This is a genomic window from Prevotella mikamonis (genome assembly GCF_055381405.1).
The window spans coordinates 521,956-536,066 of the sequence record NZ_AP035785.1; the positions used below are offsets into that span (position 1 = coordinate 521,956).

14 protein-coding genes are annotated in these 14,111 nt (G+C 39.8%); 9 read left to right on the plus strand and 5 right to left on the minus strand.

Annotated elements, in window-relative coordinates; genetic code table 11:
• Positions 1-75 precede the first annotated feature (75 nt).
• Positions 76-471 (plus strand): 2-amino-4-hydroxy-6-hydroxymethyldihydropteridine diphosphokinase, encoded by a 396-nt coding sequence (locus tag ACZ42L_RS02255; protein WP_464716495.1) that lies wholly within the window; start codon positions 76-78, stop codon positions 469-471.
• Here ACZ42L_RS02255 and ACZ42L_RS02260 read toward each other — a convergent pair.
• The 4 genes from ACZ42L_RS02260 to ACZ42L_RS02275 are packed head-to-tail and all read right to left on the minus strand — an operon-like array spanning position 461 to position 5,002.
• Positions 461-1,198 (minus strand): TIGR02757 family protein, encoded by a 738-nt coding sequence (locus tag ACZ42L_RS02260; protein ID WP_464716496.1) that lies wholly within the window; start codon positions 1,196-1,198, stop codon positions 461-463. The genes ACZ42L_RS02255 and ACZ42L_RS02260 overlap by 11 nt on opposite strands.
• Positions 1,199-1,223: 25 nt before the next feature.
• Positions 1,224-1,850, minus strand: coding sequence for a DedA family protein (locus tag ACZ42L_RS02265; protein WP_464700385.1), 627 nt, complete (start codon positions 1,848-1,850; stop codon positions 1,224-1,226).
• Between the two features lie 11 nt (positions 1,851-1,861).
• A complete protein-coding gene (locus ACZ42L_RS02270) occupies positions 1,862-3,277 on the minus strand; it encodes a tetratricopeptide repeat protein (protein ID WP_464706543.1) in 1,416 nt (471 codons plus the stop codon).
• 9 nt (positions 3,278-3,286) lie between these two features.
• A complete protein-coding gene (locus tag ACZ42L_RS02275; RefSeq protein WP_464716497.1) occupies positions 3,287-5,002 on the minus strand; it encodes a glutamine--tRNA ligase/YqeY domain fusion protein in 1,716 nt (571 codons plus the stop codon).
• 628 nt (positions 5,003-5,630) lie between these two features.
• On the opposite strand from ACZ42L_RS02275, the gene trpD reads away from it, so the two are divergent.
• From trpD to ACZ42L_RS02310, 7 genes are read left to right on the plus strand one after another with little or no spacing between them, the layout of a single operon-like run.
• Positions 5,631-6,635: an anthranilate phosphoribosyltransferase gene (gene trpD / locus ACZ42L_RS02280; RefSeq protein WP_464700391.1), complete on the plus strand. Its 1,005-nt coding sequence runs from the start codon at positions 5,631-5,633 to the stop codon at positions 6,633-6,635.
• A complete protein-coding gene (locus tag ACZ42L_RS02285) occupies positions 6,635-7,447 on the plus strand; it encodes an indole-3-glycerol phosphate synthase TrpC (protein ID WP_464701633.1) in 813 nt (270 codons plus the stop codon). Before trpD ends, ACZ42L_RS02285 begins: the two co-directional genes overlap by 1 nt.
• Positions 7,448-7,453: 6 nt before the next feature.
• Positions 7,454-8,167, plus strand: coding sequence for a phosphoribosylanthranilate isomerase (locus ACZ42L_RS02290; protein WP_464700393.1), 714 nt, complete (start codon positions 7,454-7,456; stop codon positions 8,165-8,167).
• On the plus strand, positions 8,164-8,940 hold the full coding sequence (gene trpA / locus ACZ42L_RS02295; RefSeq protein WP_464716498.1) for a tryptophan synthase subunit alpha: 777 nt from the start codon (positions 8,164-8,166) through the stop codon (positions 8,938-8,940). The genes ACZ42L_RS02290 and trpA overlap by 4 nt, the downstream gene beginning before the upstream one ends.
• A 4-nt stretch (positions 8,941-8,944) precedes the next feature.
• Positions 8,945-10,150 (plus strand): tryptophan synthase subunit beta, encoded by a 1,206-nt coding sequence (trpB, locus tag ACZ42L_RS02300; RefSeq protein ID WP_464716499.1) that lies wholly within the window; start codon positions 8,945-8,947, stop codon positions 10,148-10,150.
• Positions 10,137-11,573: an anthranilate synthase component I family protein gene (locus ACZ42L_RS02305; RefSeq protein ID WP_464716500.1), complete on the plus strand. Its 1,437-nt coding sequence runs from the start codon at positions 10,137-10,139 to the stop codon at positions 11,571-11,573. The genes trpB and ACZ42L_RS02305 overlap by 14 nt, the downstream gene beginning before the upstream one ends.
• Before the next feature lie 10 nt (positions 11,574-11,583).
• On the plus strand, positions 11,584-12,147 hold the full coding sequence (locus ACZ42L_RS02310; protein ID WP_464716501.1) for an anthranilate synthase component II: 564 nt from the start codon (positions 11,584-11,586) through the stop codon (positions 12,145-12,147).
• On the opposite strand, the gene ACZ42L_RS02315 is transcribed toward ACZ42L_RS02310, so the two are convergent.
• Positions 12,137-13,369: a hypothetical protein gene (locus tag ACZ42L_RS02315; RefSeq protein ID WP_464716502.1), complete on the minus strand. Its 1,233-nt coding sequence runs from the start codon at positions 13,367-13,369 to the stop codon at positions 12,137-12,139. The genes ACZ42L_RS02310 and ACZ42L_RS02315 overlap by 11 nt on opposite strands.
• Before the next feature lie 134 nt (positions 13,370-13,503).
• Here ACZ42L_RS02315 and ACZ42L_RS02320 point away from each other — a divergent pair, with 134 nt between their 5' ends.
• Complete coding sequence (locus tag ACZ42L_RS02320; protein WP_464716503.1) at positions 13,504-14,106, plus strand: UpxY family transcription antiterminator; 603 nt, start codon at positions 13,504-13,506, stop codon at positions 14,104-14,106.
• The last annotated feature ends 5 nt before the right edge of the window (positions 14,107-14,111 follow it).

The following is a 14,111-nucleotide window of genomic DNA, read 5'->3' on the forward strand; positions in this document are numbered from 1 at the left end:
CAAAAGTACGGAAAAATAAAAATGTATGAAAGGAAATGCCTTTCTTTAATAATTATTAGTAAATTTGTGACAAGTATGAAGCAACGACGTGTATTATTAGGAATAGGCTCTAATGTCGATTCTACGGAAAATATCATGCGAGTGAAGACAATATTGTCCGCTGTATTGTCTGATATACGGTGTACTGATGGTATCTGGTCTAAGGCGATAGGCATTCATGCGCCTGATTTTCAGAATTGTCTTGTTCTTGGAACGACCGAAATGTCTTTAGAAGAGCTGAATTGTATGCTGAAGAAAGTGGAGAGGGATTGCGGGCGGACAGGCGAATCAAAGGCTTCGGGGCGTATCTCTATGGATATAGACGTGCTGTCGTATGGTGGGAAGAAATTTCATGAAGATGATTGGGACAGGCCGTATGTTCAACAGTTGTTGCGAAAGCTGCGTATGGAATCATCTGATGTCAATGATTGATGTCGTATCCATACAGGGCAAAATCTCCTTTTAAAGGGTCGTCAGGGAATACCTCTTGCATGATGCCTGTCAGCTGTTTGGCTGCACTCATGGTTGTTGATGATATTTGCATGAGTCCCAGTCGCTTGGCTTCTTGTATCACGTGGGTGTCGAGCGGCATGATTAAAGTACGTTTGTCAATTATCTGATTCCATATACCTAAATCTACGGGTGAGTGGTCTCTAGTCATCCAACGTAAGTACATACATATTCGTTTGCAGCTGGATTTTGAACTCATGGGAATGGCTGCCGTCTCTCTGTTGAAGTAATTGACTATCAACTCAATGGCCTGAAAAGCATTTTTGCTCTTTACATTGGCAGAGATAAAATGATATATAGAGCCTTGCTCGTTGATGAGATTGCTTAGTTTGCTGAGTAAGGTGTAAATCGTGTGGTTACTATATAGCCTATAGAAGCACGCGTCATTGTCGGGTATGTCAGACTCAAAGAGTCTGTCCTTGACCCAAAGGAAAGGTTGTCCGTGGCTGAAATCAAGGAAGGATTGAATCTTTGGAAAGAATTGTTTGCGTGAACCATAGCTTAGGCATGATGCTAGAAATGCGAGTGTCTCTTGGTTTCTTTCCCCAGCGACTTGGTGCATGAACCATGCCGGATCATTCTGGAGAAAGGCTTCGGTCTCGTATAGCTCGGCGTATTCTCTTAGATGCTGATACAGTAGATTCGGCATGGTGTGTATCTTAGACTGGAATTGCTTATTTCTTAAAGCGTTTCAGGTTGTACTTGATGACGAAATAGACGATGGCGAGGACTACCAAGCCGATGATGGCAAACTTAATGTATTCGCCATATTCCATGATTTTGTCGTCAAGAAGTTCTACAGGCACGATGCTGTGCAGATACCAACCTAAACCTGCAAGTATGCAATTCCATGCACCGGCGCCAATAGTTGTGTAGAGCAGGAATTTGCCATAGTGCATTTTGGCAAGTCCGGCTGGTATTGAAATCAAATGGCGGATACCGGGTAGGAGACGGCCGGTGATGGTTGCTACCATGCCATGATTATAGAAATATTTTTCGCTTTGTTCTACTTTAGCCTGATTGAGTAGGCATAAGTGTCCTAGTTTGCTGTTGGCAAACTTATAAATGAGGGGACGTCCCAGGTAGTATCCGGCAATATAATTGATAGTTGCACCTAAATCGGCACCAATAGTAGCGAATAGGATGACGAGTGCGATATTCAGATTGCCACCGGCGGCATGGTATGCAGCAGGCGCTACAACTAATTCTGAAGGAACAGGAATGACGGTACTTTCGAGCATCATCAAGAATAGTATCGTTCCGTAATTGAGATTTCCTAATAAGGATGAAAGCCAACTCATAATTTGTTTCTTTAATTTGGGTTGTTATTAATATAATCTATGTATTGTTCGGGTTCTAAGTCTTCGGGAAAATCTTGTCCTAATATCAACTTAGTCTCGTAGGGGTTTAATTTGCATGCTTTCTCAAGTGCAAGTTGATAACCAGTCGTGTCGCCCAGATATTTACAGCAGTAAGCAAGATAGGCCCATCCTGTAGGCCATTTGTCGTCTACGGCCTGGAGCAGTGCCTTGAACATTTTATAGGCTAATTGTATGTACCCGTTGTCGAAAACAGATATGGCAATACGCAAAAAAATCTGTGGAGAGGAGTTCGATAGTTTGATAGCTCGCTGGAAATACTTCTGTGCATCATCAATATTCCCATGTTCCAGGACCAGATGTCCGCGTAAGACCTCCAACTCGTCCTTACTGCTATGAGGGAGTATGGCAGCTCTGTCGACATATTCCAAAGCTTTGTCTGTGTTACCTTTCTTAGATAGTGCAAAGGCCAATTCCTGATATATTTCGGAGAGATTTGGAGATATGTGGGGAGCTAGTTCGGATGCCTTGATCAAGTGTGTGATAGCTTCATCCGTTCGGTCCATATTGAAAAGCGTGATACCTTGCAACATCTCACCGAGTTCCTCGTGTGGGCATAAGTTGGAAAAGCGTTGGTAATACTTGAGCGCTTCTTCATAGTTTCCTAATGCGAACAGACCATTGCCCTTATTCAAGATTGCTTCGTCGTCATTGGGATTGATGGCAATGGAAAATTCACTACTGCTGATACTGTCTTTGAAATCATTTCTCATCAACTGCGAAGATGCCAATTGATTCCAATAGGGACTTGAATATGGATTCTCGTCGATTAATTCGTTGAAGATGCGTTCGCATTCCTCGTATTGTCCATTGCCCATAGCTATTCTGCCTTGTAGCTCTTTGTAGTCTTCAGAAGTTTTGTCCTCTGCCATTTCCAGCCATTCTTGGGCTTTGTTCACGATGTCGTAATCGGCATAGAGAGAGGCGACGTCGATATAGAAATCTTCTATATCTTCTTCGTCTAACTTGTGCAGACATCCGTGTAGATAGTTGTCTGCATCTTCGATTTTATCCTGTACAAGTAGTATTTCGGCTTCGATATAGAAGTAATCGAGGTCTGATTTGTCTTGTACTTGTGATGCGTATTTTTTTGCTTTGTCTATATTTCCTTCTCTCAGGAGTGCAAATCTAGCTTTGAAAAGGAGTGGGGCAGTGGCTCCCGGAAATAGTTGAATGGCATAGTCAATTACTTCAATAGCCTGCTCGATACAGCCTTTGGAATGGTAATATTCGGCTATATCGGTTAATTCCTCAGATTCCAAATAAGGATATTTCCCTTGTTGTAGGCTTTCTTCGTATTTGTGGAGTAAATCTTTGAACTCATTGCTATTGAAATAATTGTCTGCCATGTTTCTGGTTTACTTGTTAAGTTTAGCCCATGTGTCTTTCAGACTGACGGTCTTATTGAAGACTGGCTTTTCCGGTGTAGACTCAATGTCTGCCATAAAATATCCTATTCTTTGGAATTGGAGATACTGGCCTGCGGTCTTTTGAGCTGCGTAATTTTCTACGTAGCAATTCTCATAGACGTGCAAACTTTCTGGATTCAGCAATTCTCTGAAATCGCGTTCGTCTGCAGAGGGATTTTCTATGTTGAAAAGTCTGTCGTATTCTCTGATAGTGGCCTTAGTGCAATGGTCGGCTGATACCCAATGCAGTGTACCTTTGACTTTGCGATTCGCACCTTCAAGTCCGCTCTTGCTCAGTGGGTCGTACTCTGCTTGGATTTCCACGATGTTTCCATTTTCGTCTTTAGTGCATCCTGTGCATTTGACAATATAGGCATTTTTGAGGCGGACTTCGTTGCCGAGAGTCATTCTGAAGAATTTCTTTGGAGCATCTTCCATGAAGTCAGAACGCTCAATCCATAGATTCTTGGTAAAGGTAATGGTATGTGTGCCATTTTCTGCATTTTCTGGATTATTGATAGCTTCCATTTCTTCTTGCTGTCCATCAGGATAGTTGGTGATGACCAGTTTCACAGGGTCTAACACGGCACTCACACGGCAAGCTCTCTTGTTCAAATCCTCTCTGACGGAAGCTTCCAGTAGTGCCATGTCGTTTAGGGCATCGAATTTCGTGTATCCGATGGAATCTATAAACATACGGATGCTTTCCGGTGAATATCCTCTTCTGCGCATACCACATAGGGTAGGCATGCGCGGATCGTCCCATCCTTGTACAAGCTTCTCGTCGACTAATGTGTGGAGCTTTCGCTTGCTCATGACGGTATAGGTAAGATTCAGACGGTTGAACTCAATCTGTCTGGGACGATTGTCATTTAAGACATCAGCTGAGCCGTCTTTATCTTTCAGGAAGTCAATAAATAAGTCGTAGAGAGGGCGGTGGGGGACGAATTCCAATGTGCAGATGGAGTGAGTGACACCTTCGAAATAATCGCTCTGACCATGTGCAAAGTCGTACATGGGGTAGCAATGCCAATGAGTACCTGTCCTATGATGTGGAGTCTGAATGATTCGATAGATGATAGGATCCCTGAAGTGCATGTTTGGGTTTGCCATGTCAAGTTTTGCTCTCAGAACCATGCTGCCTTCTATGGCTTCGGGGGTGTTCATCTGCATAAAGAGAGAAAGATTCTCTTCTACAGGTCGATTTCTATATGGACTGTCTATTCCAGGGGTCGTAGGTGTTCCTTTTTGTTGAGCAATCTGCTCAGAAGTCTGTTCGTCAACATAGGCTTTGCCTTGCTTGATAAGCCATGTGGCAAATTCCCATAAATTATCGAAATAGTCGGAGGCATAATAAATGTTGCCCCATTTGAAGCCAAGCCAACTGATATCGTGTAGAATGTTTTCTACATATTCGTTGTTTTCTTTGCTGGGATTGGTATCGTCAAAGCGGAGATTGCATACCCCATTATATTTTTCTGCAACGCCAAAGTCCATGCAAATGGCCTTTGCGTGCCCTATATGCAGGTAACCATTTGGTTCTGGAGGGAAACGGGTTTGTATGCGTCCTCCATTTTTACCATCAGCTAAGTCCTTTTCTACAAGTTGTTCAACAAAGCTAATACCTTTTTTTATCTCGGTATTATTTTCTTCTTTTGTTACCATAGTGTCTGTTTTCTTATTTTTGGTTACAAAGTTAATAAAAAGATGATAGACTGTAGCAAGTATGAATATTTTTATTCAAACACCTTATTATAGGATAGTTGTAATACGGTCAGTCGGTTGTTGTGACAACTTATGTGACTTTCAAAAATATGTTTATAAACATAGAAAAATATTTTTGTGACTTATTAAAAACCGTTATCTTTGCGTCAGTTATCCTGAATACAATCTTTTTACCTTAAAAAAGCTAATACCTATTGAGATTGGATGCCTCCCTTTGAGAAAAGGGGGGCGTTCGTTTTTATATATCTTAGTGTTTTAATGAATCGTATAACTACAAAAGAGGGCTTTTGGATGAAAATTTGCGAAAAAAGTTTTAATTTGTTTATTGTTTCTCGATAATATTGTATATTTGCAACCGAATCAACAAAAAGAAAAAATCAATCTTATGAATATATCAATGTCTACAGCATGGTGGTGGCGTTTCTCAAGATTTAAAAAGTCGTGAGTTACGAAGCCGTGTAGATAGATGAAATAAACAGAATATATCACAGAGGCCTGTCGTTCTTGCGACAGGCCTCTTTTTTTATCATCCGTTGAATGAATAAGTTGTTAAAGAGAGAATTGTAAAATGGGAATGAAAGATGTGTTGAATAGACTGTTGAATCACGAAGTCTTAAGTCGTGAAGAAACAAAGAACGTTATTCTTGGTATTACAAGAAATGAGTATCCGCGAGAGCAAGTCACAGCGTTACTCACTGGTCTGCAAATGCGTGGTGTAACAGTGGATGAACTGTTGGGATTTCGTGATGGAATATTAGAAACCGGGATTCCGGCCTTGTTGAATAGCGATCGTTATATAGATGTTGTCGGTACGGGCGGTGATCGGAAAAATACATTCAATATTTCAACGACAGCTTGTTTTGTAATTGCAGGAGCAGGATATAAGGTTGCCAAACATGGTAATTATGCAGCTACATCAGTGAGTGGAGCTTCTAATGTGATTCGGCAGCATGGTGTCGTGTTTACAGATGATATGGATAGGCTGAATCGTAGTCTTAATGAGGCTGGTATTGTATATCTCCATGCTCAACTCTTTGCCAAAGCAATGAAATTTGTAGGACCAATTCGTTCGGCACTGCAATTTCCAACAGTGTTTAATCTATTGGGGCCACTAGTCAATCCTTCTCAGCCTACGTGCCAGTTGCTTGGTGTTGCAACACTTGATCAGATGCGTCTGTATAGCCAAGTAAACCAAAGATTAGGAATTGATTTTGGTATTGTAAACTCTATAGATGGCTATGATGAAATCAGTTTGACGAGTGATTTTAAAGTGACAACCAATGAATATGAGAGAGTATTTAAGCCGACGGATTTAGGTTTTGAAATAGCCAAACCTGAGGAAGTTGTAGGTGGAGCAACGGAAGAAGAGGCTGCGGCAATCTTTGATGCTGTACTTGAAAACCGTGCCCTACCGGCTCAAAAGAATATCGTATTGGCTAATGCGGCCTTTGGTATTCAAGTAATGGAGTCTGGGAAAAAGGATATTCACGAGTGTGTAGAGATAGCGCGTGAGAGTATAGATAGTGGTAGAGCATTAGCCACATTCAATAAATTTGTAGCCCTTAATTCATGATGAGAGATATTTTAGAAGATATTATCGCCCGTAAGCGGGAAGATATAGAGATATTTAAGCAGTTTCTATCACCGGATAGACTCTACACTTTAGTGGAGCAGAAGATGATAGAGGAAAATCAGAAGATGTTGGGTGATTCCATGAGGGAGGCTTTGTTAAATTCAGATACAGGCATTATAGCTGAATTTAAGCGTCGTTCTCCTAGTAGAGGGTGGATTAATCAAAAAGGTAGGGCGAGTGTTGTACCTCTGTCTTATCAACAGCATGGGGCAGCTGCTTTGAGCATCTTAACAGATACTCCTTACTTTGGTGGTTATGATGAATTTATCAGCGAAGCAAGAATGTCGGGAGTCATACTGCCAATACTCTATAAAAATTTCATCATAGATGAGTATCAACTATTCCAAGCCCGATATTGTGGAGCGTCGGCAGTATTGTTGATAGCGGCAGCCATATCAAAACCTGTATGTCGGCAATTGATAGATATGGCTCATAGGCTAGGTTTGGAAGTGTTGTTGGAAATACATAGTGAGTGGGAGTTGGGATATGTAGAATTGGCTCCGGATATGCTAGGTGTTAATAATCGCAACTTAGGCAGTTTCTCGACAGACGTAGATCGTAGTTTTAAACTGGCAGAGATGTTACCGAGTGATATATGCAAGATTAGTGAAAGTGGAATTAATAATCCTTTGATAGTAAGTCAATTAAGAAATATAGGTTATAGTGGTTTCTTAGTTGGGGAAAAGTTTATGAAGTGTGAAGAACCTGGTGCTGCATTATCAGCATTTATTCGAGAATTAAAAGAACTATAAAACGATATGGAAAAAGAAAGATTAATGGTGAAAGTGTGTGGCATGCGTGATGCCGTTAACATTGATGCTGTTGCTAAATTAGGAGTTGATATGATAGGATTTGTTTTCTATGAGAAATCTCCTCGCTTTGTTTCAATGGTTGACAGTCTGGCTGGTTTTCTACCCAATTATACTGAGGTCCAGTTTCGGGAGCGTATGAATCCATCGGATTCTGTAATTACTGGTTGTTTGCCAAAGCGTGTGGGAGTCTTTGTAAATGCTATTCCCCAAACGATAATTACCCATGTTTACAATTATCAGTTAGACTATGTGCAGCTGCATGGGCAAGAGAGTGGAATAATGATAGAAAATCTACGCAAGACTATAGACCCAGATATCAGGCCGAATCTAAAATTTATAAAGGCATTAAATATCAATATAGTGGAGGATATTGAGAGAAGTAAAGAGTATGATGGTGTCGTAGATATGTTCCTGTTTGATGCGTCCTGTGATATGGGGGGAGGTAGTGGAGAGCATTTTAACTGGGACTTATTACAGGCTTATGCCGGTACTACTCCTTTTCTTTTGAGTGGAGGAATTGGACCGGAAGATGCAGATATTATTAAGCAGTTGAATCATCCTGGTCTTGTAGGAGTAGATTTGAATAGCCGATTTGAGATTAAGCCGGGTTTGAAAAATGTTGAGTTATTACAAGAGTTTATTCAAACAGTTAGAAAATGAATAAAATAAAGAAACTATTTGAGGGACGAGGCGGAAGAAAACTCCTGTCGCTATATTTCTGTGCCGGTTGTCCTACGTTTGCAGGGACAGGCAATGTAATAAAGACATTGCAGCGGCGTGGAATTGATATGATAGAAGTTGGTATTCCTTTTAGTGATCCATTGGCTGATGGACCTGTAATCCAATCGGCTAGCACAGTTTCCTTAAAGAATGGAATGACGCTCTCAAAGCTGTTCGAGCAGTTAGAGGAAATAAAGGAAGAGGTAGAGGTACCGTTGGTATTAATGGGGTATCTTAATGTCGTTTTGAATTATGGATTGGAAAAATTTTGCCAGTCGTGTGCGAAGAGCGGAGTTTCGGGTGTTATTATTCCTGATCTTCCTTTAAGTGATTATATGAAGGTGATGAAGCCTATTGCTGACAGTTATAACCTACGTATTATCATGATGATAACACCAGAAACGAGTGAAGAGCGTATTCGTTTGATAGATGAGCATACGGATGGTTTTATCTATATGGTTAGTAGTGCAAGTATCACGGGGACTCAAAATAATTTCGGGAATACGAATTTAAAATATTTTGAGAGAATTAAGAACATGAATTTGCAGAATCCACGTATGATAGGGTTTGGTATCAGTAATCGTCAAACGTTGGAGAGTGCACAGGAAAATGCCGCTGGTGTTATTATTGGTAGTAAATTCGTATCATTATTGAATGAGACGGAAGATGCAGAAAGTGCTATTAATGAATTGTTTGAGGATTTAAAGAAGTAGAATAATGGATGAATTAAAGGTTGATGAGAGGGGATTCTATGGTCGTTTTGGAGGAGCTTATGTACCAGAAATTCTTTATCGATGTGTACATGAACTACAGGAAGCATATAAACCCATTATAGAGAGTGAGGAGTTTGAACATGAATATGAGCAGTTATTGAGAGACTATGTTGGTCGTCCTTCGCCTTTGTATTATGCAAGTCGTATGAGTGAGAAGTATGGGTGCAAGCTATATTTGAAGCGTGAAGACCTGAACCATACAGGTGCTCATAAAATTAATAATACCATTGGACAGATTTTGTTAGCCCGTAAAATGGGTAAGAGTCGAATTATAGCTGAGACTGGTGCAGGACAGCACGGAGTGGCTACGGCTACGGTATGTGCTTTGATGGATATGGAATGCGAAATTTTCATGGGTAAGACAGACGTGGAGCGACAACATACGAATGTAGAACGTATGCGTATGCTTGGTGCGACAGTTCATCCTGTTACGACAGGAAATATGACATTGAGTGATGCTTGTTCTGAAGCGATTAGGGATTGGTGTTGTCATCCACGAGATACTTTCTATATTGTGGGATCTACAATGGGGCCTCATCCTTATCCAGATATTGTAGCTAAAATGCAGAGTATCATCTCGAAAGAAATAAAATGGCAACTGCAAGAAAAGATAGGTCGTGATTATCCTGATTATCTGGTAGCCTGTTTAGGTGGTGGTTCTAATGCTGCTGGTACGATTTTTCATTATATTGAAGACGAGCGGGTGAAGATAGTGTTGGCTGAAGCCGGGGGGCACGGTGTGGATACTGACTGTACCGCAGCTACAATTCATCGTGGTACGGAAGGGATTATTCATGGTGCTCGTACACTTGTGATGCAGACTGAAGATGGTCAGATAGAAGAGGCTTTTACTATTAGTGCCGGACTGGATTATCCGGGAATTGGTCCGATGCATGCCCACCTTTCTCAAATCGGTCGCGAAGAAGTCTTGGCCATCAATGATGATGAAGCTATTTATGCCGGATATGAGTTGACTCGTATGGAAGGAATTATCCCTGCCATAGAAAGCGCTCATGCCATAGCAGTTTTAAAGAAAAAGCAATGGAAAGCTGATGATGTGGTTGTTCTTACGGTTTCAGGTCGTGGTGACAAAGATGTAGAAACCTATTTAGAAAATAAAGTAATGGCAAAAGAGTATGGGAACTTTTAATTATACTACAGTCACACGTAAAATATTGGCAGACCTTTATTCACCGGTGGGAGTTTATATGAGGTTGCGTGACAAATATCCTCAAAGTGCTTTGATGGAAAGCTCTGATTATCATGGACATGACAACTCCCGTTCGTTTATAGGGATACATCCCATTGCTAGTATTGCGATAGGACATGGAGTCGTAAATTGTAGTTTTCCTGATGGTAACATTGAAACAGAGCAATTACCTACTCCTCATTCAAGGCAAGGTGATACTTGTAAAGTGGCTGTTGCAGATGCGTTGAATCATTTTCTTCGGAGATTTCATGTAGATGGTGAACGGAAGGAATTATGTGGGTTATATGGATATACTGCCTTTAATGCAGTTCGCTATTTTGAGAATATTCCGATAGAAGATGATGTGGTGAAGGAAAATGATGCGCCTGATATTTACTATATCCTGTATCAGGATATTATTGTTTTTGACCACTTCAATAATACGTTGGAATTAGTCGTATTAAGTGATTCTGGCAAGAAAAAAGGTGAATTGGAGTTGGATAGATTGGTCAAAGCCATTGACTGTACAAATGTTAAGCCATATAATTTCCGTCCCATTGGAGATACGATGAGTACGCTGACAGATGAACAGCATAAAGCAAATATCAGGAAATGTGTACAACACTGTCTGCGTGGTGATGTCTTTCAAATTGTGGTGTCGCGTCGATTCGTGCAAAAATATGAGGGCGATGACTTTAAGCTTTACCGTGTATTGCGAAGTATTAATCCTAGTCCTTATCTGTTTTATATGGATTTTGGCGGATTTAGGATATTCGGTTCTTCGCCCGAAACTCATAATCGGATAATCGATAACCACTCTTTTATTGATCCGATTGCAGGAACAACTAAACGAACTGGCAATCAAGAGCAAGATGAGAAGAATGCTGAATTTTTAGCTAATGATCCGAAAGAGAATGCAGAACATGTGATGCTGGTAGATTTGGCTCGTAATGATTTAAGTCGTAACTGTCATCAAGTTCAGGTAGATTTTTATAAAGAAATGCAATTCTATAGCCATGTTATTCATCTTGTCAGTAGGGTTAGCGGAGTCTTATACGAGGGGACAGACCATATAAAAGCATTTATAGATACTTTCCCTGCCGGAACTCTTAGTGGTGCACCCAAAGTGAGGGCCATGCAAATTATCAATGAATTAGAACCACATAGCCGTGGAGTATATGGGGGATGTATTGGTTTTATCGGGCTTCATGGTGATTTGAACCAGGCTATTGTCATTAGGACATTTATCAGTAGGAATGGTGAATTGTGGTTTCAAGCTGGCAGTGGAGTTGTCTCTAAGAGTGATGATGACTATGAATTAGAAGAGTGTAATAATAAGTTGAGAGCTTTAGTCCAAGCAATTAAGTTCGCTGAGAATATTTAAGGTGTAGAGTATGAAAATCGCAATCATAGATAACTACGACTCTTTTACTTATAATCTAGCTCATTTAGTAAAAGAACTAGGAGCTGAAGTCTCTGTTTTTCGTAATGATCAATTCGTTCTGAAACAATTAGAACCTTTTGACAAAATTATATTAAGTCCTGGGCCAGGAATTCCAAGTGAAGCAGGATTATTGATAGATGTTATTAAAACTTTGGCTGGGCATAAACCTATTTTAGGTGTCTGTTTAGGGCATCAGGCCATAGGAGAAGTATTTGGAGGAAATTTAATTAATCTTCAGAATGTATATCATGGAGTTTCTACTGAAGGTACACAGCTAGGTAATGATCCCATTTTTGCTACATTACCCAGTAGAATCATGATGGGGCGCTACCATAGTTGGGTTGTTGATAAGGAAACTCTTCCTGCTTGTTTGGAGATTACTGCTGTGAGTGATGATGGGCTCATCATGGGATTACACCATACGAACTATGACATTCGTGGCATTCAATTCCATCCAGAGTCTGTACTTACTCCGCAAGGCTGTGTAATTATGCAGAATTGGCTCAATACTTAATTCGTGTTTTACCATTTATAATATAGATACCCTTTGGTAGTTGTTGCCATTGGGTATTTATTTTTATACCTTGTAAGTTATATATTTGCTCTTTTCCTCCATTGGTTATTTGTGAATGATTGATATTGGTTGCTGTGTCTAATCCAGATATAGTGATTTTCATAGCTTTACTTGCGGCATTCTCTTCGGTGTGAGTAATATACCATCGATATGGATTTATTGTAATCGTATTTGTATTTGAGCAATTTAGGAATTCTCCATCCTTAAGGATGTGAGCATTCTGTTTACCAATGTTTTGTGTTGTAAGTACGCCATGAAAGACAAAGTCGCCGATAGGCTCTGTATGTTCTTTCTCGCCGGTAACATTTATTGTAACTCCATTAATAGTGAAAAGTTGTTGGTTATCAAAGTTTCCTTTGATGATATAGGGTTGATAGGCGTGCATGGCTTCATTATCCTCAAGGCTTATAAATTGAATTTGATTATTATTCGCATTTGCCACCTTGAATACTGTGGTGCTAGTTCCAAATATGTTTTTGTAATCAGCAATATCGAATGGTAGCATTAAAGTGTTGTATTTGTCATTACCAAACTGGCGTTTAAATGTAACATTGACAGTTGCATTGATTGGCTCTGCTGGTTTGTCGGAGTCTATAGTGTATGAAGAGTTCTCTACTTTATAAAGAAGTGCTCCTCTTGTCTTTGAAGTGGAAAGAATAAACTCATGATAGGTCTCATTAAATTTGAATGTCAGTGTTTGGGAATCAGAGCTTTGTGTCCAATTCAATTGGAAAAAGCATTTGTCTTTAGTTTCTTGAATATATGTGTTGGGGTTTATTGTATCTGTATATTGACATATGACATCTGTACCAATCTGTTTTAGGCTTACAAACTTCTTCATTGTAAAGTCTTTCAAGTACAATCGGCCACTTTTTTCCACAAATTGTAGTATATGTGATTTTGGGAAAGCTTTGGAAACTGATGTATAAGAAAGATTTTTGGTGCTTCCATTAACTTTCTCTCTTCCTGAATAGAGAAAACCATCCTTATAGGGAAAAGTTGTTGAAGCCCAATATCCTTTCGCATCTTTATAGGTCATAAAATAGAGACCGCCATCGACAAGTCCTTCACCTTCTGCTACAGGAGTTAAGTTTACTTCGCTTTGTGAAAAAACAGATAGTGAAGCAAAGAGGCAGAGTAAGACAGAAATAAATGTTCTCATAATTAATTTCATGGTATCAAGTAATGTAAGCAAAGTTACGAAATGTGCTTTTATAAAACAAGTTTTTTGCTTTATAATCTGAAAACTCTAATAAAAATATTACTTTTGTATATTACAATTAGATTTATCTTCACATGCTATCAGATACTCAAACGACTCAATTAGAGGAAAAATTGTTACCAGAACAAGAAAATTGTGAAATCATTCAAGATGATTTTCCTTGGTATGGTATCAAGCTTTATACCATGAGGCAGCAAGAGATTGCAGATTATTTTGCTCAACACGAATTAGAGACCTTTATTCCGCAAGAATATGTTGATGTGGAAACCGACGATCATAAGATAAAACATATACTGCGACCGGTAGTCAGAAATCTGCTGTTTCTTAAAAAGTCTAAGGATGAAAAGGTGATGCGTGAGATTATAGCCAACTGCCATTATAAACTTTCTGTATTAACAAAAGGGCGTGCAGATAGAGCATATTATGAAATCCCGGCTAAGCAAATGTTCGAATTTCGTGTGATGTGCAATCCAAAAATCACGATGCGTAAATTCATAAGTGAGGAAGAGGCACACCTAAAAGCTGGCTCACGTGTGATTGTGAAATATGGTCCGATGAAAGGGCTTACTGGTCGGTTGGTACGTAGTAGTAAGAAATATTATTTGTTGAAGGAAGTGCCGGGAATGGCTATCATGTTGAAAATATCCAGATGGTGTTGTGCAAGTTCTGAGATTTAGTTGAT

Coding starts and splice junctions, on each gene's coding strand:
- ACZ42L_RS02255 (WP_464716495.1), top strand. CDS start 76: ATGAAGCAACGACGTGTATTATTAGGAATAGGCTCTAATGTCGATTCT.
- ACZ42L_RS02260 (WP_464716496.1), bottom strand. CDS start 1,198: ATGCCGAATCTACTGTATCAGCATCTAAGAGAATACGCCGAGCTATAC.
- ACZ42L_RS02265 (WP_464700385.1), bottom strand. CDS start 1,850: ATGAGTTGGCTTTCATCCTTATTAGGAAATCTCAATTACGGAACGATA.
- ACZ42L_RS02270 (WP_464706543.1), bottom strand. CDS start 3,277: ATGGCAGACAATTATTTCAATAGCAATGAGTTCAAAGATTTACTCCAC.
- ACZ42L_RS02275 (WP_464716497.1), bottom strand. CDS start 5,002: ATGGTAACAAAAGAAGAAAATAATACCGAGATAAAAAAAGGTATTAGC.
- trpD (WP_464700391.1), top strand. CDS start 5,631: ATGGGAATGAAAGATGTGTTGAATAGACTGTTGAATCACGAAGTCTTA.
- ACZ42L_RS02285 (WP_464701633.1), top strand. CDS start 6,635: ATGAGAGATATTTTAGAAGATATTATCGCCCGTAAGCGGGAAGATATA.
- ACZ42L_RS02290 (WP_464700393.1), top strand. CDS start 7,454: ATGGAAAAAGAAAGATTAATGGTGAAAGTGTGTGGCATGCGTGATGCC.
- trpA (WP_464716498.1), top strand. CDS start 8,164: ATGAATAAAATAAAGAAACTATTTGAGGGACGAGGCGGAAGAAAACTC.
- trpB (WP_464716499.1), top strand. CDS start 8,945: ATGGATGAATTAAAGGTTGATGAGAGGGGATTCTATGGTCGTTTTGGA.
- ACZ42L_RS02305 (WP_464716500.1), top strand. CDS start 10,137: ATGGGAACTTTTAATTATACTACAGTCACACGTAAAATATTGGCAGAC.
- ACZ42L_RS02310 (WP_464716501.1), top strand. CDS start 11,584: ATGAAAATCGCAATCATAGATAACTACGACTCTTTTACTTATAATCTA.
- ACZ42L_RS02315 (WP_464716502.1), bottom strand. CDS start 13,369: ATGAGAACATTTATTTCTGTCTTACTCTGCCTCTTTGCTTCACTATCT.
- ACZ42L_RS02320 (WP_464716503.1), top strand. CDS start 13,504: ATGCTATCAGATACTCAAACGACTCAATTAGAGGAAAAATTGTTACCA.